This window comes from Leifsonia sp. Y862 (genome assembly GCF_057669585.1).
Map to the genome: position 1 here is coordinate 1,305,330 of NZ_JBYHFR010000001.1, position 21,637 is coordinate 1,326,966.

Consider the following 21,637-nt stretch of genomic DNA (forward strand, 5'->3'; position numbering starts at 1 on the left):
CGCCGCTGGTGGCGATCTCTCTACCTGTTTTTTTACGCGCCACGCCCGCACGGCTACTCCGCCTGACGACGCGTGAGCGGAATCGACCCGGTGTTCGTGCCGTCTGCCGCCAATGGCCTGGCTCGGGGCAGTTTGCTGCCGAGCACCATGTCAATGACGTCGCGTGCAATCTGCTGCGAGGTCAGGCCAGCGTGCTCGAGAATCTGTGCGCGCGTTGCGTGGTCGAGGAATTCGTCTGGCAGGCCGAGCTCTGTCACAGCGGTGTCGACGCCGGCCTCACGCAGGTCCTGACGGATGCGTGTACCAATGCCGCCCACCCTGATGCCGTCTTCAATGCTCACCAGCAGGCGGTGTTCGCGCGCGAGCTCGATGATGCTCTTCGGCACGGGAACCACCCACCGCGGGTCGACGACCGTTGCACCGATGCCCTGGGCAGCCAGGCGCTCTGCCACCTCAAGTCCCATTGCAGCCATCGGGCCGACGGTGACGATGAGAACGTCTTTTTGTTCCTTCTCGTGCAGCACGTCTACGCCGTCGTCCAGGCGGCGAACCGCGGTGAACTCGGTTCCGGTGCTGCCCTTGGGGAAACGCAAGACTGTCGGCGCATCCTCGACGGCAACGGCCTCGCCGAGTTCCTCGCGCAGGCGAATGGAGTCGCGGGGAGCCGCGAGCCTGATGCCGGGCACGACCTGCAGGATCGCGAGATCCCACATGCCGTGGTGGCTCGGCCCGTCAGGGCCCGTCACGCCAGCCCTGTCGAGAACGAACGTGACGCCTGCCTTGTGCAGCGCGACATCCATCAGCACCTGGTCAAAGGCCCTGTTCATGAAGGTGGCGTAGAGAGCGACAACAGGGTGCAGGCCACCGAAGGCAAGCCCGGCAGCGGATGTCACGGCATGCTGCTCCGCAATGCCAACGTCGTGCACGCGGTCGGGGAAACGTTCGGCCATTTTGTGCAGGCCAGTTGGACGGAGCATGGCGGCGGTGATGCCGACCAGACGATCGTTCGCCGTGGCCAGGCTGAGCAGTTCATCGGCGAAGACGGATGTCCAGCTCGGGTTACCGGCGACTTCGACCGATTCGCCCGTCTCAGGGTCGATCTGGCCAACGGCGTGGAACTGGTCTGCGGTGTCCTGAATGGCCGGGTCGTAGCCTTTGCCCTTCTGGGTGATCGTATGCACGATCACCGGCGCTCCGTAGCCCTTGGCCTGCGAGAGGGCTTCCTGGAGGGCATTCAGGTCATGGCCGTCGACGGGACCGATGTACTTGATGTCGAGGTTGGAGTACAGCGCCTCCGTGTTCGAGAACCGGCTGAGGAAACCGTGCAACCCACCGCGGACGCCGCGATACACCGCACGCCCAGGGGCACCAAGGTGATCGAAGACGTCCCTGCTGGAGAGATAGAGGTCGCGGTAGCTGCGCCGTGTGCGCACGGTGTTCAGGAACCTGGCCATTCCACCGATTGTCGGCGCGTATGAGCGACCGTTGTCGTTGACGACGATGATCAGGCGACGATCGTTGTCGTCACTGATGTTGTTCAGCGCTTCCCACGTCATGCCTCCAGTGAGGGCACCATCGCCGACGACGGCGATCACGTGACGATCAGTCTGTCCGGTCATGGTGAAGGCGCGGGAGATTCCGTCTGCCCACGACAATGAGCTGGAGGCGTGCGAGCTCTCGACGATGTCGTGCACAGACTCACTGCGTTGCGGGTATCCTGCGAGGCCACCGGCCTGGCGCAGGTGGCTGAAGTCCTGGCGGCCAGTCAGCAGCTTGTGCACATATGACTGGTGCCCTGTATCGAAGACAATGGCGTCCTTTGGGGAGTCAAAGACCCGGTGGATGGCGATCGTCGTTTCCACCACGCCGAGGTTCGGCCCCAGGTGCCCACCCGTCTTCGCGATCTCCTGCACGAGGAAATCGCGAATCTCTGCGGAGAGCTGCACGAGCTGATCCTTGGAGAGGGCGTCGAGATCGCGAGGACCGTGGATCGACTCAAGGAGGGTCATGCACTACCTTTCATGAACCGGACGCGCCGGGCAAACTGTTCCACGATTCTACGCTGCCCGGCTGACCGAACACGCTGTGCCAACGGAGCTAGCACGCGCCCCACTGGCCGGCGCCCGATGATCTGGCCGTGTTCTCTGCCGAAAGCAAGAGGTCGGCATGGGCATCGTTCGGCCGGATCGTCAGCGATTCTGCCGCCCCGCCGGCGACGAGTTCGTAATTGACGAACCTGCCATCCTCGCTCCAGAGGTAGAACAGGCTACGACCGTACTGATCCGTCGGTTCGCGGTCGGCAGTAACCCACACCGCGCTCCCCTCCGGCGCAAGGGCGCGCAGTTGTTCGGTCGCTTCCGGGCCAAAACACTCTCCACCGTCGCTGATCTCTGGCGTGTCCAGCCCGATCAGACGCACCTTGAGTCGCTCTACGCCTGTCGGGCTGCCTGCGGCATCGGTTGGCAGCAGAAAAAGCGTGTCGCCATCGTGCACATAGTCGACAACCATCCGGGCTGCATCGCCAGGAGTGGCTGGGACGCCCTGGTCGGCGCCTGCGACGGCCTCTGCCGTGGCGCTGACACCGTCACGATCGGCTTCCTCGGTCGTCCCGGCATCCGCTGCTGAGGCCAGCAGCTGCCTGACTGCGCCAGGCGCCGCCGAGAGCCATGGCCCGATCATCGGTGAAAAGGCGAATATGGCGGCCACCAGCACGGCCACCAACGCGAACCGCCCCAGCCGACTTCTCTTCCGCTCCCCCATGCTTCGAGACTAGGACATGCTTCCCGAAGACACGCGGATGCCGCACCACGCACGGCAGCGCACCACGCACGGCAGCGCACCACGCACGACAGAGGGGCCGGATGCTCTCGCATCCGACCCCTCTGAGAACGGCGTAGCGCTGCTACGCGTTATGACTACGCGACGAGCGAGCGCAGTACGTACTGCAGGATGCCGCCGTTGCGGTAGTAGTCAGCCTCACCGGGAGTGTCGATGCGAACCACAGCGTCGAACTCGATGGTGGCCTTGCCGGCCGGCGAGTTCTCACTCGGCACGGCCGTGACGCGAACCGTCTTCGGGGTTGTGCCGTTGTTCAGCTCTTCGAGACCAGAGATCGAGACGACCTCTGTGCCGTCGAGGCCGAGCGACGCCCAGCTCTCTCCGGCCGGGAACTGCAGCGGGACAACGCCCATGCCGATCAGGTTCGAGCGGTGAATACGCTCGAAGCTCTCGGTGATGACGGCCTTGACACCGAGGAGGCTCGTGCCCTTGGCCGCCCAGTCACGCGACGAGCCTGAGCCGTATTCCTTGCCACCGAAGATCACCAGCGGGGTGCCGGCTGCCTGGTAGTTCTGCGACGCGTCGTAGATGAACGACTGCGGGCCGTCCACCTGGGTGAAGTCGCGGGTGTAGCCACCCTCGACGCCATCCAGCAGCAGGTTGCGCAGGCGAATGTTGGCGAACGTGCCACGGATCATGATCTCGTGGTTTCCACGACGTGAGCCGTACGAGTTGTAGTCAGCGCGACCAACGCCGTGCTCGTCGAGGTACTTGCCGGCGGGGCTGTCTGCCTTGATCGACCCAGCAGGGCTGATGTGGTCGGTCGTGACAGAGTCACCGAGCTTGGCGAGCACGCGTGCGCCGGAGATGTCGGACACCGGGGTGGTCTCCATGGTCATGCCCTCGAAGTACGGGGGGCGACGCACGTAGGTCGACTCAGGGTTCCACTCGAAGGTGGCGCCGGTCGGCGTCTCAAGCGACTTCCAACGCTCGTCACCCTCGAAGACACCGGCGTACTGGGTCTCGAACATGCCGGAGTCGATGGACTCGTCGATGGTCTTCTGCACCTCAGCGGCGTCCGGCCAGATGTCCTTGAGGAACACGTCGTTGCCGTCGTGGTCCGTGCCGAGGGCATCCGTCTCGAAGTCGAAGTTCATCGACCCGGCCAGCGCGTACGCGATGACCAGCGGCGGGCTGGCGAGGTAGTTCATCTTCACGTCTGGGTTGATGCGACCCTCGAAGTTGCGGTTACCGGAGAGAACTGCCGTGACGGCCAGGTCGTTCTTGTTGATCGCAGCGGAGATCTCGTCTTCGAGCGGGCCGGAGTTACCGATGCACGTGGTGCAGCCGTAGCCGACGAGGTAGAAGCCGAGGTCTTCGAGGTAGCCGTTCAGGCCGGCCTTCGCGTAGTAGTCCGTGACAACCTTCGAGCCGGGTGCCAGCGTGGTCTTGACCCACGGCTTGGACTTCAGGCCCTTCAGGGATGCGTTGCGGGCCAGGAGGCCTGCAGCGAGCATCACAGACGGGTTTGACGTGTTGGTGCACGAGGTGATGGCGGCGATGGCAACTGCACCGTTGTCGAGCGTGAACTCGCGGCCGTCGGCCAGGGTCACCTCTGTGGGCTGCGTGTGCTTCGCAGGGCTGTGGCTGTGGTGACGCGATTCGGTCGATACGTGTGAGATCGTGTGCGCGCTGTCCTCGTCCTCTGCCGTGAACCCGAGGGGGTCTGAGGCCGGGAAGGTGCCTTCCACTGCAGCGTCGACCTTGGAGATCGGCACTGACGCGTAGTTGTCGAGGTCGATTTCGAACTGGCTCTTGGCCTTCGACAGCTCGATGCGGTCCTGCGGGCGCTTCGGGCCGGCGATCGACGGTACAACGGTGCCGAGGTCGAGCTCGAGGTACTCGCTGAAGACGGGCTCAGCGGATGCGTCGTGCCAGAGACCCTGCAGCTTCGAGTACGCCTCAACAAGGGCGACCTGCTCGTCGCTCCGGCCGGTGAGGCGCAGGTAGTCGAGGGTGACGTCATCGATGGGGAACATGGCAGCCGTCGAGCCGAACTCGGGGCTCATGTTTCCGATGGTGGCGCGGTTGGCCAGCGGTACGGCGGCGACGCCTGCTCCGTAGAATTCGACGAACTTGCCAACGACGCCGTGGCGACGCAGCATCTGGGTGATCGTGAGGACGACATCCGTTGCAGTGACGCCGGTCGGGATAGTGCCGTTCAGCTTGAAGCCGACGACCTTCGGGATGAGCATGGAGACGGGCTGGCCGAGCATGGCTGCCTCTGCCTCGATTCCGCCGACGCCCCACCCAAGTACACCGAGGCCGTTGACCATGGTGGTGTGCGAGTCGGTGCCGACGCAGGTGTCAGGGTATGCCTGCAGCGCGCCGTTGACCGTGCGGGTCATGGTGACGCGAGCCAGGTGCTCAATGTTGACCTGGTGCACGATGCCGGTTCCCGGCGGGACGACCTTGAAGTCGTCGAAAGCGGTCTGGCCCCAGCGAAGGAACTGGTAGCGCTCACCGTTGCGCTCGTATTCGATCTCGACGTTGCGTTCGAATGCGTTCTCTGTGCCGAAGAGGTCGGCGATGACGGAGTGGTCGATGACCATCTCTGCCGGTGCGAGCGGGTTGATCTTCTTCGGGTCTCCACCCAGTGCTTCAACGGCCTCGCGCATGGTGGCGAGGTCGACGATGCAGGGGACGCCGGTGAAGTCCTGCATGATCACGCGTGCTGGCGTGAACTGGATCTCTGTGTCTGGCTCAGCGGTGGGAACCCACTGGCCGAGTGCACGAATGTGAGCATCCGTGATGTTCGCGCCGTCTTCGGTGCGGAGAAGGTTCTCGAGCAGAACCTTCAGGCTGAATGGCAACTTTTCATAACCAGCAACCGCGTCGAGGCGAAAGACTTCATAGTCCGTCTGGCCGACCCGGAGGGTGTCCTTTGCTCCAAAGCTATTTACCGCAGACACGATGCCCTCTCCTTCGTGGAAGCCGACGGAAAGCCGCAGGCCGTTTTCAATCTTTGTGGCCACAGCCCGGGGTGGCTAGCAAGGCAAGCCTTACCCAGAACCCAGACGGTGAGCCAGTTCCATGCGCCAAACTATCTCGACGTCGAGATAACTCTAGCAGTGGTCGATGGGAACGAGTCAGTTCGCTGAAGGACTCGTGCGGTACGTCGCCCGCACAACCAGCCACGACAGCAGCAGCAGCGGCGCATACAGCGGGATGCCCATGAGCAGCTTGGTCAGTGCGAGGCCTGAGACGTTGTCGGCCAGGTACAGCGGCAGCTGCACAACGAGCCGTGCAACGAACATACCGAGCCAGCACAGTGTCAGCAGTTGCATGGCCCTGAACTTGCCCTTGTCCTGGCGCCAGGCGAGCCCGTCGCCCATGAGGTAGCCGACGGCCAGCCCGATGATCGGCCAGCGCACCAGCAGTGAGATCAGGAGCGCGAGCGCATAGCCGGCGTTCGTCAGCAGGCCGAGTACGAAATTGTCGCTGCCCTTGCCGCTGATCAAGGCCAGTGCGGCGGATGCGGCTACGCCGATCAACCCGGCGAGGGCCTGCGTGACGGGCGTGCGCCCCACGATGCGAACGATCGTGAAGACCACGGCAACCGCGACAGACGCGCCGAGCGACAGTGGCACATTGAACGTGAAGGTGTAGATCAGCAGGAAGACAAGGCCGGGCAGGATCGTCTCAGCGAGTCCGCGGATGCCGCCCATTGCCGCCAGCAGGGCCGTACCTGTCGGCGCCGCCCCCTCGGCTACCTGCCCAAGTCCGCTGCGCTTGGCCGCGGCCGCAAGGCCCTGGCCGAGCGCGCTCTGCACGGACTGCTCGTCGTCTGGCACCTGGTCTTCCCTGGCGTCAGTCACGTCGTCACCGTGCCTATCGTCGCGGGGACCACCGTCACGGTGCTCGTCATCACGGTGCTCGTCGTCACGGGGCGAATTGGCGTTGGTCATGGCATCCGTCATCGGTGAAGTCTGTCAGGAGGGATCTGGCGCCTGGCTTGCGTGCCAGGCGCCCGGCTCGTTTGGGGGTCAGCTCGTTAGGGGCCTGGCTCGTTACGCGTCTGGTTCGGCGTTCGGCGTGGCAGGCATCCGCAGCGGGATCAGGTCGCGCGGCGGCATGGGAGCGTTGCCGCGCACCACAACGATGCTCTTGAAGAGGTCTTCAATCTGCTCTGCGGCTTCCGCGTTCACGGCGCCCTCGCCTGCGATGACGCCACGGAGGAACCAGCGCGGTCCGTCAACACCGATGAAACGGGCCAGGCGTGTTGTGCCGCCGGCGCCCTGTCCTGCCGCAACGGGGATCTCAGCAACGAGTTCAGGGCCGAAGGTGCCCTCGCGCTCTGTGGTCGTTCCACCCTGCTTGGCGATCTGGTCTGCGATCTGATCGCGGATCTCGTGCCACAGGCCGCTGGACCGGGGAGCCGCGAACGGCTGGACCTGCAGGGTCGAGCCTGCATAGTCGAGGCCGATCGCTACGACGCGCTTGCTGCCCTCTTCGATCTCGAGCCGAAGGTGCAGGCCCTCCCTGGGGAGGATCTTGATTCCACCGAGGTCGACGTACGGGCGAACAGGGTTCGCCTCCGACTCGTCGAGCGGGCCTTCGGCCGCGCGGTCCTCAGGTGCTGACTTCTCCAGTGGTTCAGGGAACTCGCCGGGGGTCTGGGGGTCGCTCACAGGGATCCTCCTGTTGTATCTGTAGCCACGGCATCCGTCTCACGAGCCGGAGCGGCAGCTTTCTGTTCGGAAAAGCCTGTCGAACCGAATCCACCTTCGCCGCGCTGGCTGCCTGGCAGCTTGTCGACGGGAACGAAGTTGGCGCGGATGACGGGCATGATGATGAGCTGGGCGATGCGATCGCCGATCGAAATCTCGTACGGGGTGATCTGGTCAGTGTTGAGCAACGTGACCTTGATCTCTCCCCGGTAGCCCGCGTCAACGGTGCCAGGCGAATTCACGATGGTGATTCCGTGCTTGGCGGCCAACCCACTGCGGGGCACGACGAAAGCAGCGCACCCATCGGGCAGCGCTATCGACACTCCGGTGCCAACCAGTGCCCGCTCGCCGGGGGCGAGAACCAGGGCTTCGGTTGAGTGAAGGTCCGCTCCTGCATCGCCCGGGTGGGCGTAACTCGGAACGACGGACGCGGTAATAAGTACTTCGACGCTTTCTGCCACGTGTCGAGGGTAGTGCAGAAGTCTGATCGAATAGACCCATGCCTGAATATCGCGAAAAACTCTGGCCCACCATCTGGGTATTCATCTTCACCGCGCTCGTCATCCCCGCCAGCATCCTCGTCTTCGCGCCGATTTCGATGCTCGCCGGGGTTCTCACCGCAGCGGTTCTCTACGCCGGATGCATCGTCGTGCTCGCGCTGGCATCGCCCGTCATCACGGTCTCCGACGGGGTTCTCACGGCAGGAAGAGCTCGCATCCAGGTGTCGATGCTCGGGGAACCAGAGGCTTTCGATGGTGCTGAAGCAACGGCAGAGCGCGGTACGCGACTTGATGCGCGGGCCTGGCTGCTCATTCGCGGGTGGGTCACGCCCGTGCTGCGAATTCCCATCCTCGATGCGAATGACCCTGCGCCGTACTGGCTGATCTCGACACGGCAGCCAAAAAAATTGGCCGCCGCGATCAATGGATCGCGACGGCCAACAGTGTAGGAGCGTGGACGCTTAGGCGTCGCACTCCAGACATACCGGGCCGAGTTTGGTCTCGTGTGACATCTGCGAGCGGTGCTTCACGAGGAAGCACTGTACGCAGGTAAACTCGTCGGCCTGCGGGGGCAGGACGACGACATCGAGGTCGAGATCTGACAGATCTGCACCAGGAAGGTCGAAACCACCTGGGTTGTCAGCATCATCGACATCCACGACTCCGGACATCTTGTCAGGCACACGCTCTTTGAGAGCCTCAATCGACTCAGAGTCGTCTTCGGTCTTCCGCGGTGCGTCGTAATCGGTAGCCATGCCCATCCATTTCAGTAACGCCGATCAAACGAAATCGGCGGCCATAGTTTGCATCAATCCGAGACGAATAGCAAACCACTGTCTGGCCCTGTGTGGCCAGCATCTTTGTCAACTTGCGGCACGCCCACGGTATTCCCGCAGAAACCTGACAATACGTGGCAGTCTTTAGGCCAACAGGGATCGCGAAAGGGCTTTCGCCATGCAGGAATTGAAAGTTATCGGAGTCGAGAACGGGGCGCTGCTCGCAGCGTCGGAAGATGGCGATCGTTTCCGGATCGCCATTGACGAGGTTCTCCAGTCCCGGCTTCGCCAAACCCAGACGGAATCGACGTCGGGACCAAAGCTGTCGCCGCGTGAAATCCAGGCACACATCCGTTCAGGAATGTCTGCCGAGGATGTCGCAGCGGTCACAGGAGCCTCGCTCGACTACGTTCGACGGTTCGAGGGCCCCGTCGTGGCCGAACGCGAATACGTCGTCACATCGGCCCTCAGCGTGCCGGTACACACAGCCATCGACCCAGACCCCCTGGATGACGACACCAATTTCGGCAGCGTCATTCGCGAACGCCTCGCAGCACTCGGCGCGACGAACGAACGCTGGGCGAGTTGGAAAGAGCCCGCCGGCGGGTGGATCGTCAAACTGTCGTTCACCGCTGACGACATCGATCACGATGCGCGCTGGGGATTTGAGCCCAAGAAGAATTCCCTCACCCCGATCGGTAGCGAGGCAATTGCCCTGTCGCAGCAGGGCGAGTTGAAGGGCGCGCTCATCCCCCGCCTGCGTGCGGTCGGAGCTGAAACCAGCGCCGCCGACATCTCCCGCTTCGACAGCGGGGCGTTCACGTTCAAGGAATCACTCCCAGACGAGATCCTGAATGACACTGCGCCATTGCTTGAGCCCCTTCCGTACGGTCGCCCGCTTGCAACAGCGGATGCCGTCACACGAGCAGCCATCAAGCGCGCAGACGAGCCGACCCAGTCGCTCAGCGAGACGGCCGACCTGCTCGAGGCACTGCGTCGTCGCCGCGGAGAACGTGAAGCCGCGTCATACGGCGACGAAGGACCCGATACCTCAGCGACGCCAGCCCCTGCCGGATCTCCCAACGGAATCCGACTCGTCGAGACTCCGACCTCTGCCTTCGAGGCGCTGGTGCGCTTCGACGCCGCCGATGAGAAGCAGGCAGCAGACAAGCACGCTGCCGACAAGCAGAGCGCTGAAAAGCCGGCTGACGCTGGTTCGACGGCTGCACCTGCTGCACAGCCAGCGGCCAATCCGCCCGCCCAGGCCGCAACGCCGAACATCTGGGCGAACCAGGCTGCCAAGGCGCAAGCACGCTCCACCGCCACGCCGCCCAAGCGCGGCAGGGCATCGATGCCCAGCTGGGATGAGATCGTGTTCGGCGCCCGCACCGACGACGACCTCGCCTAAACACCGCGCCGCCCGAACACGAAGCGGATGGTAATCGCAGCCTCACGACGAGACCTCGTGAGGCTGCGACTGTCTGCGCAGCTGCTAGCCACGTCTCCCCGCGACCCAGCTGACACCGCCACCCCTATCCATGCCGGCGTGGTGGCCGTGGCCGAACGCTTGCTCGCCGTCCAGGCGCAGGACTACATTGCCGGGAAATGGGCGCTGGGAGTGCGTGCACCGGGGAGCGCAGAGTCCGATGTCATCGCGGCGCTGAATGCCGGTCTCATCGTTCGCTCCTGGCCGATGCGCGGAACCCTGCACCTTGTACCAGCCAGAGAACTCAACTGGATGCTGGAGCTCACAACAGCGCGTCTCATCACCGGGACGACAACGCGCCGTCGCCAGTTGGAACTCGACGAAGCCACGATCGACCGTGCCCGGGCCGTCGCACGGGAGGCACTCGACGAAGGCGGCATGCTCAGCAGGGCCGAATTCATGGCAGCGCTCGAATCGGCAGGCATCGCAACGGGCGGACAACGCGGCTATCACCTGATTTGGCATCTAGCCCAGACCGGCACCCTGTGCTGGGGGCCGCAGGTCAACGGTGCGCAAATGCTGGTGCTCCTGGAGGACTGGGTGCCCACACCCCGCGTTCTTGAGCGCGACGAGGCCCTCGGCGAGTTCCTCCTGCGCTACATCCGCGGCCACGGGCCGGCAACCCTCATGGATTTCGCCTGGTGGTCCAAGCTCACCGTCGCCGATGCCAAGCGGGGGCGCGCTGTCGCGGCCGAGCAGCTGAGCGAACTCATTGTCGACGGGCAGACCTACTTCATCACAGCAGACACGGACACACACAGCCGTCCGCCACTGCGCCAACGGCTGCCCATTCTCGCCCTGCCGGCATTCGACGAGTACCTCCTCGGATACCAGGACCGCAGCCTCATCATCGACCCTGACCTACTGGTGAAGGTCGTTCCCGGCAAGAACGGGATGTTCCTGCCGCTCATCCTGTCGAGTGGACGCATTGTCGGGACATGGCGGAGGGAAGGGGTGCGAACATCCGTCGCCGTGCAGGCACACCCATTCACCGCACTCAGTGAGACCGCGTCTGCCGGCTTCCTGCGCAGCGTGAGGGAATACGGGCGCTTCTTCGATGTGAGCGTCACCGTGGCTCCGCCTTCGCAGAACCCGGAACAGGTCGCGCTAGCCTGAAGTAGTGAACGTGACTGCAAGCCTCCGGACGCCCGACCGGCTACCCCTCTTGCAAGCCGTCAAGACGTCCGTCGCGATGATCCTGGCCTGGTTCGTCGCGCAGCTGATATTGCCGAATGAGTTGCCGGTCTTCGCAGCGATCGCCGCGCTGCTCGTCGTGCAGCCCAGCATCAACCAGTCGCTGAGCAAAGCCATCGAACGCAGTATCGGTGTCATCCTTGGCGTGCTGATCGCCTTTGGCGTTACCCTCCTGTTCGGCAAGTCAAGCTGGATCGTGCTGGTTGCCATCGTGCTCTGCGTGATGCTCTCGTGGCTGTTCCGGCTGTCTCCTGGCTCATCGAACCAAATCCCGATCAGCGCGATGCTCGTGCTGTCGATCGGCGCTTCAACACCGAACTACGCTCTTGAACGGATTATCGAGACGATCATCGGCGCGGGAATCGCGCTGATCGTCAATGTGATCATCGTGCCGCCGGTGGCGCTCGGCCCGGCCAAGGAAGCGGTGGCGCGCCTGGTCAGCGAGGTGGCGAACACCCTCGATGGCGTCGCTGCCGCCCTGGTCATGCCGCAGAAGCCCGCAGAGTTGCAGGAGATGATGATCAAGGCGAGGCTGCTTCGCCCGATGCAGTCGGCAACGGACAAGGCCATAGCCCAGGCCGACGAAAGCCTCACCCTGAATCCCAGACAGGGCAAGCTCAGGGCCGACCTGCAGGCCGAAGTCGATTTGAACGCCAAGCTGTCGACCCTGGTCACGCGTGCGATCGGCATGACGCGCGCCGTCAGGGACCACTACGACGATTCGCTTCATCTCGAGCCGACGGTGCGTGCGCTGTCCCTTGAGCTTGAACGCGCGGCCCATGATCTGCGTCTACTCGGGCGGAATGCCGAGGATCCGGAGAACACTCCCCTGCCGCAGGCGAACGAGCCAGCACTGACAGCCCCGCTGCGGATCCAGACGCCGCATCCGCAGCACTGGATTCTCATCGGCTCACTCATGGAAGATCTTCGGAGGGTACGCGAGGAAATCGTCGGCGAGTAGGCTCCCGGCATGACAACTCCCGCGGGTACGGCGACATCTGCTCACCCGTCGCTGTCTACCCGGCGCCTCGAGGCCTTCACCGACGGTGTGTTCGCGATCGCCGCGACCCTGCTTGTCCTGAACCTCAGCACCAGCGCCATCGGCCCCGTCTCCTCCAACGATGAACTCTGGCGCGGCCTTGAACGGCTGTGGCCCTCCGTCCTGAGCTTTGTGATCAGCTTCCTGCTGCTTGGACTGCTCTGGACCATACATGTGCGCCAGTTCGAGTTCATCAGGTCCGTCGACAGCGCCATGTTGTGGCTGAACATCGTTCGTCTGCTCGGTGTGGTCTTCGTGCCGTTCGCCACGAGCCTGAACTCTGACTACAGCGACTATCTGATTGGCCAAATGGTTCTTCCCGTGACGTTTCTCTTGGTGATTGCCATGGGCACGTGGCAATGGTTCTACGCCACCTCCCCATCACGGCATCTGCTCCAAGCGGATGTCGATCCCACATTCGTGCACAACAACCGGGTTGGCGGCGTCGTCGCCCTCATCACCAGCATCGCGGTCGTGGCACTCTCCAGCGTCGTCGGGTCGTACGCGTTCCTGCTTTTCGCGTTCGGACCGTTGGTCAATCGAGCGCTCAAGCGGTTTAAGCTCGTAGACCGCTGAGTTGCCTCACAGATAGTGCTGGGCACGCAGAAGGGGCCCCACGCGCGCGTGGGGCCCCTTCTGGCACAGAGTGGAGTTCGTTACTCCTGGTTCAGAACGGCCTGCAGCTCGATGGTGATGGTCACCTTTTCGCCCAGCAGGAAACCACCGGTCTCGAGTGCGGCGTTGTAGGTCAGGCCGAACTCTTCGCGGTTGATCTCAGCCTTGGCGGTTGCGCCGGCCTTGTAGTTGCCGTACGGGTCCTGGCCAAAGCCACCGAAGTCGAAGTCGAACGTGGCGGGCTTGGTGATGCCCTTGATCGTCAGGTTGCCGTCGACGTAGAACTCGCCCTTGACCTCACGCACACCGGTCGACACGAAGTCGATCGTCGGGTAGGTCTCGGCGTCGAAGAAGTCGCCGGTACGGAGGTGCCCGTCGCGGTTCGGCTCGTTGGTGTTGATCGAGGCGACCTCTGCGGAAGCGGTCACGCTGGAGTCGAGGGGGTTCTCAGCCGTGACGAAGGTCGCGGTGAACTTCTCGAACGTGCCCTTGACCTTGCTGATCATGATGTGGCGGATGCTGAAGCCGACCTCGCTGTGCGTGGGGTCGATGGTCCAGGTGCCAGCCTTGTAGCCGGGGATCGAGGTGGTAGCGGTGTCGCTCATGAGTGCTCCTTATGGATACGTGACTGGAAAGTCGTCTGGCAGTGTTCACTGCCCATAGATCTATGCAAGCGCATGGAGCTGTGGGATATTCCGCGCTTCCAAAAATTCTTTCCGCTTCGCTCCAGCCCTGTCCGCTCCCGAGAGTTCAGCGAGTACAGCTCACCCGGTCACGACTCGTCATGCAGGCACGGAAGCTAGGCTCTCCACCAACCAAGACGAAGGGAGCAGCGCACGATGCTTGAACTTGCCGGCGAGTCTGTGCTCATCGCAGCGGGTGGCCGCGCCATCCTGATGCAGCTTGCCCACCCAGCCGTTGGCCGCGGTGTGGCCGAACACAGTGACTTCGCTGCCCGCCCCCTCGACCGCCTCCACGCCACCCTCACCTATGTGTACACCGTTGCGTTCGGCACGCCAGACGAACTCGCGGAGGTGGTCAGGCGCGTGAACCGCGCCCACGGGCCTGTGCACGGCTCGGCAGGACCCGATGGCACTGACACCCCGGAGTACAACGCGTTCACGCCTGAGCTCCAGCTGTGGGTCGCTGCGACCCTGTACGAATCGGCCTCATCAATGTATGAGCGCGTATACGGCGAACTTCCTCCCCACGTCGCCGATGAGCTCTACGCCGGATACGAGAAGCTCGGCACGTCACTCCAGATCGCAGACGGACACTGGCCACGCGATCGCCGCGAATTCGCGAGGTATTGGGAGTCCAGGCTCAGCACCCTCTCGCCAACACCGGCAGCGGTATCCGTCGCCCATGCCCTGTTGTACCCGACGACGGGTCCGCTGTGGCTTCGGATCATGATGCCGATGGGGCGACTCGTCACCACAGGCCTCCTGCCCGCCGAACTCAGGGAGCCGTTCAACCTGCCATGGTCCTCCCGCCGGCAGCGGCGCTTCGATCGCCTCATGACCGTGACCAGGCACATCTACCCCGCGCTCCCCCGCGCGCTCAGGCACTGGCCGAAGAATCACTATCTGCGGGCATTGCGGGCACAGATCAGAAAGCCAGTGGCGGTCTAGAAGAAGTCGTCCGGCGTTCCTGCAGCCTTACTGACCTCGTTCGTGCTGATGCCCGCAGCGGTCAGCTTGACCATCGCGACCCGCAATCCGGCCTCGAGCTGCGCGGCCCAGACCTCGCTTTCGCGGCTCGCGGCATCCGCTGCCTCAGCCCGCGCAATAGCCTTCTCTTTCTCGACTCGCTCACTCCGCACCTGCTGGATGCTGAGCGTGAGGCCATAGTAGGCGGCCACCAAGATGGCGATCGGGGTTGCAACGACGGCGAGGGCGTTGATGCCGGCCGGAGTCACGCCCACGAACAGCATGATGATGAACGCGACGGCAATCGCGATCATGCCGACCACCACAACGAGGGTGCCCTTGGGCGGGGTCCACTCCCGCGCGGCGAACAGCGGGCGACGCTTGTTGTCGGCGGCGCCTCCTGATACGTAGCCCCCCGATACCGATGAAGACTCACTCTCAGCCTCGTCCGGCGCCAAGACGCGATTGTCTGCGTCGACCATGGGTGTTGTCGGCAACACGCGAGTCTCTGAGTTTGGGTACAGGTCGGTCATCTTCACTCCATCACTTATGCACTGATCGCTTCATGCACTGATGCCCCATTGTGCGGCCCCCCAGACTGGGGGTCAAGTCGTCCAGGCTCCCCGGCCTGTCGCGGTGTCAGCTCACGCGGATGCCTCAGCCATCAGCTCCCGCACACGTGGAGCCACCTCTGTGCCATACAGCTCGATGCTGGTCATGAGCTTGTCGTGCGGAAGCGTGCCATTGCTGTACTTGAGGTCGAAGCGGGAGAGGCCAAGCGCCGTTGCCACCTTCGCAATCTTGCGGGCAACGGTTTCGGGTGACCCGACGTAGGAAGCGCCGTCAGGGCCAGTGGCCTGATCGAAGTCTGCCCGCGTCATCGGGCTCCAGCCACGCTCTCGTCCGATCCGATTCTGCATGGCAGACATGTGCGGCCAGGCTTCTTCCTTTGCCTGCTCGTCGGTTGCTGCGATGTACCCGGGCGAGTGGACCCCGATCGGCTGCGGCAGCTTCCCGAACTGGGCGAGAGCCTTGTGATAGAGCTCGGTGAATGGCGCGAATGCGAGGGGGGATCCACCGATGATCGCAAGCATGAGTGGCAGGCCATAGTGCGCGGCACGAATCACGGACTGCGGGCTGCCGCCGACACCGACCCAGGTTCTGATGCTGCCGGAATCCGTCGTCGGGTAGACGCGCTGGTTGCTGAGAGCCGCGCGCGTGGTGCCTGACCAGGTCACCGGCTCCTCCTTGAGCAACTCGGCGAACAACTCGAGCTTCTCTTCGAACAGGGTCTCGTACTGGCCAAGGTCAAGTCCGAAGAGCGGGAATGACTCGGTGAATGACCCCCGGCCGAGAATCACTTCTGCGCGACCGTTCGACACGGCATCCAGGGTGGCAAACCGCTGGAAGACGCGCACCGGGTCGTCGGAGCTGAGCACGGTCACGGCCGTTCCGAGCTTGATGCGGTTCGTCTGTCCGGCAATCGCGCCGAGAACGACTTCAGGCGCTGACACCGCGAAATCGTCTCGGTGATGCTCACCGACCCCGATGAAATCAATGCCGACGCCGTCTGCAAGCACCGCCTGTTCAACCAGGTTCCTGAGCACCTGCGCCTGCGAGAGCAGCTCGCCATTCTGGTCGATCGTCACATCGCCAAATGTGTCGAGACCCAACTCGATTTCCTGCGCCATTACATGCTCCTTCGTCGTGCACCCAGGCTGTCATGCCCACGTCTGCACATCACGTTCATACCGATGCCACGCCCGCCTCTATGCGAACGCATACAGGCGAAACCTCTCAGGCTGGCAGCCTATTCCCGTGCAGGCCTATCGGAGAGCCTGCCGTGACCAGCATCGGGGAGAGCCTGCTGTGTGACCAGCATCCGGGGTGAATCAGCGACGTGCTAGATCGGGCCCTCGTACACCCAGCGGCCGTCTTCCCGAATGAATGCGCTGGTTTCGTGCTGTTCTCCGCGCTCTCCGGCACTGCGATAGAAGGCCCTGAACTCGACGACGCCCTGTGTGTCGAACATTCCACCGCGTTCGGTTCGCTCGATATCGAGTCGAAGCCACCGAACATCGTCGTCGAAGTCGAGCGTGGGCGGCCGGGTGCCGGTCGCCCACGTTCGCAGCAGATAGTCACGGTCGTGACAGACAAAAGCCGTGTAGCGGGAGCGCATCAAACGTTCTGCCGTCGGAGCTGCCGCCGTACCGTCGTGAAACGGCCGGCAGCATGCGCCATAGACTTCGCCGCTCAGGCACGGGCAGCGGATGGCTGGATCCAGTTCATCCGCTCCGTTCGCTGACATGCGTCTAGAGCTGGTGTTCTGAACGGAGACTGGACGCAAGCTGCCCAGCGTCAACGGCCGTGCGGGGCGCCTCTACGGGGCCATGGTCGTGACCGCATGAGCAGGCGTGCTCCACCGTCGCTGCGGGAGCCTGCGCCGGCGCTGGGACTTGTGAGGGCGCAGAGGCTTGTGAGGGCGCTGGGGCTTGTGAGGGCGCTGGGGCTTGTGAGGGCGCAGAGGCTTGTGAGGGTGCAGGGGCGTGCGTAGACGCCGGAGCCGCGAGGGCGACCGCCGGATGAATGCTGGCCGCAAGGGCGCTGCGCTCGATCTCATTGGCGGCGTGCAAGTGCTCCATGCGCTGGGAACGGTCGTCGATCCAGGCCAGGGCCAGCGCGGACAGAATGAACACCATGTGGATCACGACCTGCCAGAAGACGCCTTCGGCGGTATACATCGTGTTCGTCGTCTCATCGAGCGCCATCCCGGCCTTGTCTGCACCGAGGTCATTGACGCCGATGAAAGTCTTCAGCAGGTGGATAGAGGAGATACCGATGATGGCCATGGCCAGCTTGACCTTGAGCACGTTGGCGTTGACGTGCGACAGCCATTCAGGCTGGTCTGGGTGGCCGGCGATGTCAATCCGCGACACGAACGTCTCATAGCCGCCGATAATCACCATGATCAGCAGGTTAGCGATCATCACGACGTCAATCAGGCCGAGGACACCCAGCATGATGATCGACTCGTCGATGTGCGACCAATCTGCCATGACTTCTGTGGCCAGGTGCCAGAGCTCGTTCATGAAGACGATGACGTAGATCAGCTGGGCGATGATCAGTCCGACGTACAGGGGTGCTTGCAGCCAGCGGCTGAAGAAAATGAGGTATCCGACGCTTTTCAGCCAAGCGGATTGCGGGCGGTACTGTCGTTCTGGCGGCACGCTATACAAGAAAACTCTCTCCGGTCTAGATGGACTTCAATTTTATTGACTCTGAAGTTCCTCTCAGACCACTCAGGCTGGTGCCCAGTTGATTGTCGGAAAACAATCAGCATTTGTGTCGCGCCCTTTACGTTGTGCGCAGAATCGGATGCGATTAAATGTGACCATGACAGTTCACGCGCTCGCACCAACCCGCATCATGATCGTTGGGCCCGTCTCGTGGAATCAGATCGTCTATCTCGACGAATTGCCGGCGCCAGTCCCCCATATGCAGTTTGCGCAGGAATCGTATGAGACCGTCGGGGGCACTTCTGCGGGAAAGGCGCTCCACCTGGCCTCGATCGGTCATGTCGTGAGCCTTGCGACCATCCTGGGAGCGGATGCGGCCGGCGACCATCTCAGAGCGACGATCAATGCTGTCGACGGTATCGAGCTGAGCGCGCACGTCGGCAGCGCTACTGAACGCCACCTGAATCTGATGACCGTCCCTGGCGACCGCGTCTCGCTCTACCTGTCGACGCCCGACGCACCGACCGATCCAGCCATCGCTGCCGCGACTATCGATTCGTGCCGCACGGCCGATGTGATTGTTCTCGACCTCTGCGCGCAGTCACGGGGTCTCATTCCGGATGCCGTGGCGCTTGACATCCCCATCTGGGTTGATCTGCATGACTACGACGGGACGAGCGAGTTTCATCAGCCTTTTGTGGACGCGGCAGATGTCGCGTTCATGAATGCGGACAAAACGGATGATCCGTGGCGGCTGCTCGGCCGCTGCATCGCTCGCGGTGCCCGAATCGCGGTGTGCACGCTGGGCGCAACCGGCGCGATTGCGCTCGACAAGGCTGGCACGCAGTATCGGGTTGCCGCAGAGCCCGTCGACGTTGTCGACACGAACGGTGCCGGCGACGCATTCATGGCGGGCTTCCTGCACGCATACCTGCTGGGCGGAGACATCGCGCAGAGCCTGACTGCTGCGGCGAAACAGGCGACGATTGCGCTCTCGAGCCGCCACCTTCATCCGGTTCTGTCCGAGCTGGCGTCGTAGCGGCAGCGCCCAGGCCGGTGGACGGGGGCGTGTCCGGATCTCCGCCAAAAAAGTCGCCGAAAAAAATCGGAAAAAAGATTGGGCTCCGCCGCGACTCTCCTCGAATCGCTCGATTCTTAAATGAAGAAAAGCCCGCCACATCGTGTCGAGCTTTTCTTCATTGGTGGATCCAAGGGGACCCCGTCGTTCGGGCTTCGCCCTCACTCCTCCTCGAATCACTGCGATTCTTAAATGCAAAAGAGCCCGACACTTCGTGCCGAGCTCTTTTGCATTGGTGGATCCAAGGGGATTCGAACCCCTGACCCCCTGCATGCCATGCAGGTGCGCTACCGGGCTGCGCCATGGACCCATATTGTTTCGAATTCCTCCGAAACAACTTGTTTAGATTACTACACGATCCCAGCTAAAACGAAATCGAGACTAGCTCAGGGTTTCGCGGGCCGGCAGCTCGGTCGGAACGACAGGGCAGTCCTTCCACAGGCGCTCCAGGCCGTAGTACAGGCGCTCTTCCTCGTGGAAGACGTGAACGACCAGGTCTCCGAAGTCGAGGAGGATCCAACGACCCTCAGCGCGGCCTTCGCGACGCAGCGGCTTGGTGCCGGCTTCAATGAGCTTGTCTTCGATCTCACCGGCGATCGCAACGACGTTGCGCTCGGAGCGGCCGGTCACAATCATGAAGACGTCGGTGAGCGGCAGAGGCTCAGAGACGTCAATCGCGACAATGTCCTCCCCCGCTTTCGAGTCAGCGGCGGCAGCGGCCACCTTGAGAAGCTCGAGAGCGTGAGCGGTTGCAGTCATCGGGTAAACCTCGGTGTCATAGAGCACGACTGGAGCGTGCGGGGTGAAGGGTGGTGCATTAGAAAATTCTGAAGAGATAGCCGGCCGCGACGAGCGCGATCACGCCAACGGCAAGTACCGCGGCGGTTACAGCAAGGATCATCGGTACGGACGCGTTGCCCTTCTTGGGCGGCGTCATGACGCCACGCGTCGACGTGTGGGTGCTCACGGCCTTGCTGGCACTCACCGGAGCAACAGAGCTGGTCGGAACGCCCTCATCGAGCTGGTCAAGCATGTGATCCATCTCGGCTGAGTCGAAGTGGTCAGGGTGCTGACCGGTCGCGCCGAGGCTTCGTGGCAAGTCGATCGACCCCGTGATCAGGATCTCACCGGTGCTGGTGAGCGGCCCTGACACAGTTCCCTGCTGCGGGATCGCCGGGAGAATAAGAGCATTGGTCGTCGTTGGGATACCGCCGGAGCCAACGCCGCGCGAAATGATCTGGCCGAAAGCCTGCGACTGGTCAACGAATTGGACGTGGTCGTCGTCTTCATGTTCAACAGACCAGTGCCCAACCGACGGGTTAAGCGTTCCAGCGGATGCGTCTGGCACTGCTCCCGTAGACGCTGTGGGTGCTACGGGATCGTCGACACCGTCGTCTTCGGGAGCGATACCGGACTGCGCGGCGAGCATGGCGCGCAATTCGCGCCGGCTGAGCGTGCGCTCCTCGACAACAGCATCGTCGTCGGCAAGAGAGTCGGGCGTGACAGCGTCGGGAGTTACGACATCAGGAGTCGCGGCTTCAGGAGTCGCGACATCCGAAGTCACGGCATCCGGAGACACGGAATCGGGAGAAACCGCATCAGGAGTTACAGCATCCGGAGTTACAGCATCCGGAGTCGATGGGGCGTCGCCCTGCGCCTGCGCAGGCTCCTGCCCGCGAGCCAATTCACGTGCTTGCCGCCGCGTGAGTGGCTGCGGGTCATTACCCAACGTCATGCCACACTCCGATACAGATGATGCTTTGAGATGTACTGGACGACCCCATCAGGGACCAGATACCAGACCGGGAAACCCCGATTCACCCGTGCCCGGCAGTCTGTCGAAGAGATCGCCAAAGCCGGTACCTCAAGCAAGCTTACGTCTTGGTTCGGTAATCCCGAAACGGTCAGCTCATGTCCCGGGCGACTCACAGCCACGAAATGGGCCAGGTCCCACAGCTCCTGTACGTCTTTCCAGCCCAGGATCTGCGCGATAGCGTCAGCTCCCGTGATGAAGAACAACTCAGCATCCGGTCGCTCCAGGTGAATATCCCGGAGCGTGTCGATGGTGTAGGTCGGACCATGTCGATCGATATCCACCCGGCTGACGGTGAAGCGCGGGTTCGACGCCGTTGCAATCACCGTCATGAGATAGCGGTGTTCCGCCCGGGTTACGTCGTACTTCTGCCAGGGTTGCCCTGTTGGCACGAACACGACCTCGTCGAGATCGAAACTCTGCGCAACTTCACTCGCAGCAACGAGGTGCCCATGGTGGATCGGATCGAACGTTCCGCCCATCACGCCAATGCGAGGGCGGCGACCCGCTTCAGTCACCTGATGCCTATCGCTTAGTGGGTGCCATGCCCGGACGTGTTGCCGTGAGCAGCAGCGTAGGCCTTGGCCTTTTCGCTGTGACGGTTCGACACGTCACGGTACGTGAACAGGGTGACACCGAGTGCAAGGAAAACCACGAGGGCAATCAGGCCATACAGGATCGGCGGCATCGGCATCGAAACGTGCTCAGCCTCGGCCAGCAGCAGGGTAGTCACGAATGACATG

23 protein-coding genes and 1 tRNA gene are annotated in these 21,637 nt (G+C 63.0%); 7 read left to right on the top strand and 17 right to left on the bottom strand.

What is annotated here, in order from left to right; genetic code table 11:
* Positions 1-53: 53 nt before the first annotated feature.
* The 6 genes from dxs to dut all read right to left on the bottom strand — a co-directional run bounded on the left by dxs (position 54) and on the right by dut (position 7,969).
* A complete protein-coding gene (gene dxs / locus AC25Z0_RS06110; protein WP_488132608.1) occupies positions 54-2,009 on the bottom strand; it encodes a 1-deoxy-D-xylulose-5-phosphate synthase in 1,956 nt (651 codons plus the stop codon).
* Positions 2,010-2,097: 88 nt separating this feature from the next.
* Positions 2,098-2,760 (bottom strand): thermonuclease family protein, encoded by a 663-nt coding sequence (locus AC25Z0_RS06115; RefSeq protein ID WP_488132609.1) that lies wholly within the window; start codon positions 2,758-2,760, stop codon positions 2,098-2,100.
* 155 nt (positions 2,761-2,915) lie between these two features.
* Positions 2,916-5,750 carry an aconitate hydratase AcnA gene (gene acnA, locus AC25Z0_RS06120; protein ID WP_488133119.1) on the bottom strand — a complete coding sequence of 945 codons (2,835 nt, stop codon included), beginning with the start codon at positions 5,748-5,750 and terminating at the stop codon, positions 2,916-2,918.
* Positions 5,751-5,927: 177 nt separating this feature from the next.
* On the bottom strand, positions 5,928-6,758 hold the full coding sequence (locus AC25Z0_RS06125) for a DUF3159 domain-containing protein (RefSeq protein ID WP_488132610.1): 831 nt from the start codon (positions 6,756-6,758) through the stop codon (positions 5,928-5,930).
* Between the two features lie 90 nt (positions 6,759-6,848).
* Entirely contained in the window at positions 6,849-7,469 is a 621-nt protein-coding gene (locus AC25Z0_RS06130; protein WP_488119303.1) for a DUF3710 domain-containing protein, read from the bottom strand.
* Positions 7,466-7,969 (bottom strand): dUTP diphosphatase, encoded by a 504-nt coding sequence (gene dut, locus AC25Z0_RS06135; protein WP_488132611.1) that lies wholly within the window; start codon positions 7,967-7,969, stop codon positions 7,466-7,468. The genes AC25Z0_RS06130 and dut overlap by 4 nt, the downstream gene beginning before the upstream one ends.
* Positions 7,970-8,007: 38 nt before the next feature.
* On the opposite strand from dut, the gene AC25Z0_RS06140 reads away from it, so the two are divergent.
* A complete protein-coding gene (locus AC25Z0_RS06140; protein WP_488119305.1) occupies positions 8,008-8,457 on the top strand; it encodes a DUF3093 domain-containing protein in 450 nt (149 codons plus the stop codon).
* Positions 8,458-8,469: 12 nt separating this feature from the next.
* Here the strand turns inward: AC25Z0_RS06140 and AC25Z0_RS06145 are convergent, their stop codons facing one another.
* Complete coding sequence (locus tag AC25Z0_RS06145; RefSeq protein WP_414803273.1) at positions 8,470-8,763, bottom strand: DUF4193 domain-containing protein; 294 nt, start codon at positions 8,761-8,763, stop codon at positions 8,470-8,472.
* Positions 8,764-8,962: 199 nt separating this feature from the next.
* Between AC25Z0_RS06145 and sepH the strand changes: the two genes are divergently transcribed.
* Genes sepH through AC25Z0_RS06165 form a run of 4 tightly spaced genes read left to right on the top strand, consistent with a single transcriptional unit; the run spans position 8,963 to position 13,079 of the window.
* Entirely contained in the window at positions 8,963-10,192 is a 1,230-nt protein-coding gene (gene sepH / locus AC25Z0_RS06150; protein ID WP_488119306.1) for a septation protein SepH, read from the top strand.
* Positions 10,193-10,219: 27 nt separating this feature from the next.
* The gene (locus tag AC25Z0_RS06155; protein ID WP_488132612.1) at positions 10,220-11,386 is read left to right on the top strand and encodes a winged helix DNA-binding domain-containing protein; all 1,167 of its coding nucleotides are present in this window, start codon (positions 10,220-10,222) and stop codon (positions 11,384-11,386) included.
* A gap of 4 nt (positions 11,387-11,390) precedes the next feature.
* Positions 11,391-12,425 (top strand): FUSC family protein, encoded by a 1,035-nt coding sequence (locus AC25Z0_RS06160; RefSeq protein WP_488132613.1) that lies wholly within the window; start codon positions 11,391-11,393, stop codon positions 12,423-12,425.
* A gap of 9 nt (positions 12,426-12,434) precedes the next feature.
* A complete protein-coding gene (locus tag AC25Z0_RS06165; RefSeq protein WP_488132614.1) occupies positions 12,435-13,079 on the top strand; it encodes a TMEM175 family protein in 645 nt (214 codons plus the stop codon).
* Between the two features lie 80 nt (positions 13,080-13,159).
* Here AC25Z0_RS06165 and AC25Z0_RS06170 read toward each other — a convergent pair whose 3' ends face one another.
* Positions 13,160-13,723: a YceI family protein gene (locus AC25Z0_RS06170; RefSeq protein ID WP_488132615.1), complete on the bottom strand. Its 564-nt coding sequence runs from the start codon at positions 13,721-13,723 to the stop codon at positions 13,160-13,162.
* Between the two features lie 234 nt (positions 13,724-13,957).
* On the opposite strand from AC25Z0_RS06170, the gene AC25Z0_RS06175 reads away from it, so the two are divergent.
* Positions 13,958-14,749 (top strand): oxygenase MpaB family protein, encoded by a 792-nt coding sequence (locus AC25Z0_RS06175; RefSeq protein ID WP_488132616.1) that lies wholly within the window; start codon positions 13,958-13,960, stop codon positions 14,747-14,749.
* Here AC25Z0_RS06175 and AC25Z0_RS06180 read toward each other — a convergent pair.
* From AC25Z0_RS06180 to AC25Z0_RS06195, 4 genes are all read right to left on the bottom strand, one after another.
* On the bottom strand, positions 14,746-15,300 hold the full coding sequence (locus AC25Z0_RS06180) for a hypothetical protein (protein WP_488119312.1): 555 nt from the start codon (positions 15,298-15,300) through the stop codon (positions 14,746-14,748). The genes AC25Z0_RS06175 and AC25Z0_RS06180 overlap by 4 nt on opposite strands.
* A gap of 111 nt (positions 15,301-15,411) precedes the next feature.
* Positions 15,412-16,458 carry an LLM class flavin-dependent oxidoreductase gene (locus AC25Z0_RS06185; RefSeq protein WP_488132617.1) on the bottom strand — a complete coding sequence of 349 codons (1,047 nt, stop codon included), beginning with the start codon at positions 16,456-16,458 and terminating at the stop codon, positions 15,412-15,414.
* Between the two features lie 212 nt (positions 16,459-16,670).
* Complete coding sequence (locus AC25Z0_RS06190; protein WP_488132618.1) at positions 16,671-17,075, bottom strand: YchJ family protein; 405 nt, start codon at positions 17,073-17,075, stop codon at positions 16,671-16,673.
* A gap of 4 nt (positions 17,076-17,079) precedes the next feature.
* On the bottom strand, positions 17,080-17,994 hold the full coding sequence (locus AC25Z0_RS06195) for a TIGR00645 family protein (protein ID WP_488132619.1): 915 nt from the start codon (positions 17,992-17,994) through the stop codon (positions 17,080-17,082).
* A gap of 166 nt (positions 17,995-18,160) precedes the next feature.
* Between AC25Z0_RS06195 and AC25Z0_RS06200 the strand changes: the two genes are divergently transcribed.
* The gene (locus AC25Z0_RS06200) at positions 18,161-19,042 is read left to right on the top strand and encodes a carbohydrate kinase family protein (protein ID WP_488132620.1); all 882 of its coding nucleotides are present in this window, start codon (positions 18,161-18,163) and stop codon (positions 19,040-19,042) included.
* Positions 19,043-19,314: 272 nt separating this feature from the next.
* Here AC25Z0_RS06200 and AC25Z0_RS06205 read toward each other — a convergent pair.
* The 5 genes from AC25Z0_RS06205 to AC25Z0_RS06225 form a co-directional block, all read right to left on the bottom strand.
* Positions 19,315-19,391 (bottom strand) — tRNA-Ala (locus tag AC25Z0_RS06205).
* A gap of 71 nt (positions 19,392-19,462) precedes the next feature.
* Positions 19,463-19,840, bottom strand: coding sequence for a ribosome silencing factor (gene rsfS / locus AC25Z0_RS06210; RefSeq protein ID WP_488119317.1), 378 nt, complete (start codon positions 19,838-19,840; stop codon positions 19,463-19,465).
* 58 nt (positions 19,841-19,898) lie between these two features.
* Positions 19,899-20,816 (bottom strand): hypothetical protein, encoded by a 918-nt coding sequence (locus tag AC25Z0_RS06215; RefSeq protein ID WP_488119318.1) that lies wholly within the window; start codon positions 20,814-20,816, stop codon positions 19,899-19,901.
* On the bottom strand, positions 20,813-21,412 hold the full coding sequence (gene nadD / locus AC25Z0_RS06220; protein ID WP_488119319.1) for a nicotinate-nucleotide adenylyltransferase: 600 nt from the start codon (positions 21,410-21,412) through the stop codon (positions 20,813-20,815). Before nadD ends, AC25Z0_RS06215 begins: the two co-directional genes overlap by 4 nt.
* A gap of 14 nt (positions 21,413-21,426) precedes the next feature.
* Entirely contained in the window at positions 21,427-21,636 is a 210-nt protein-coding gene (locus tag AC25Z0_RS06225) for a hypothetical protein (protein ID WP_488119320.1), read from the bottom strand.
* Position 21,637 lies beyond the last annotated feature (1 nt).

Bases quoted from the DNA above. Each gene is read 5' to 3' on its own strand.
- dxs (WP_488132608.1), bottom strand. From the start codon at position 2,009: ATGACCCTCCTTGAGTCGATCCACGGTCCTCGCGATCTCGACGCCCTC.
- AC25Z0_RS06115 (WP_488132609.1), bottom strand. From the start codon at position 2,760: ATGGGGGAGCGGAAGAGAAGTCGGCTGGGGCGGTTCGCGTTGGTGGCC.
- AC25Z0_RS06125 (WP_488132610.1), bottom strand. From the start codon at position 6,758: ATGACGGATGCCATGACCAACGCCAATTCGCCCCGTGACGACGAGCAC.
- AC25Z0_RS06140 (WP_488119305.1), top strand. From the start codon at position 8,008: ATGCCTGAATATCGCGAAAAACTCTGGCCCACCATCTGGGTATTCATC.
- AC25Z0_RS06145 (WP_414803273.1), bottom strand. From the start codon at position 8,763: ATGGCTACCGATTACGACGCACCGCGGAAGACCGAAGACGACTCTGAG.
- sepH (WP_488119306.1), top strand. From the start codon at position 8,963: ATGCAGGAATTGAAAGTTATCGGAGTCGAGAACGGGGCGCTGCTCGCA.
- AC25Z0_RS06155 (WP_488132612.1), top strand. From the start codon at position 10,220: ATGGTAATCGCAGCCTCACGACGAGACCTCGTGAGGCTGCGACTGTCT.
- AC25Z0_RS06165 (WP_488132614.1), top strand. From the start codon at position 12,435: ATGACAACTCCCGCGGGTACGGCGACATCTGCTCACCCGTCGCTGTCT.
- AC25Z0_RS06170 (WP_488132615.1), bottom strand. From the start codon at position 13,723: ATGAGCGACACCGCTACCACCTCGATCCCCGGCTACAAGGCTGGCACC.
- AC25Z0_RS06175 (WP_488132616.1), top strand. From the start codon at position 13,958: ATGCTTGAACTTGCCGGCGAGTCTGTGCTCATCGCAGCGGGTGGCCGC.
- AC25Z0_RS06180 (WP_488119312.1), bottom strand. From the start codon at position 15,300: ATGACCGACCTGTACCCAAACTCAGAGACTCGCGTGTTGCCGACAACA.
- AC25Z0_RS06185 (WP_488132617.1), bottom strand. From the start codon at position 16,458: ATGGCGCAGGAAATCGAGTTGGGTCTCGACACATTTGGCGATGTGACG.
- AC25Z0_RS06190 (WP_488132618.1), bottom strand. From the start codon at position 17,075: ATGTCAGCGAACGGAGCGGATGAACTGGATCCAGCCATCCGCTGCCCG.
- AC25Z0_RS06200 (WP_488132620.1), top strand. From the start codon at position 18,161: ATGACAGTTCACGCGCTCGCACCAACCCGCATCATGATCGTTGGGCCC.
- rsfS (WP_488119317.1), bottom strand. From the start codon at position 19,840: ATGACTGCAACCGCTCACGCTCTCGAGCTTCTCAAGGTGGCCGCTGCC.
- AC25Z0_RS06215 (WP_488119318.1), bottom strand. From the start codon at position 20,816: ATGACGTTGGGTAATGACCCGCAGCCACTCACGCGGCGGCAAGCACGT.
- AC25Z0_RS06225 (WP_488119320.1), bottom strand. From the start codon at position 21,636: ATGTCATTCGTGACTACCCTGCTGCTGGCCGAGGCTGAGCACGTTTCG.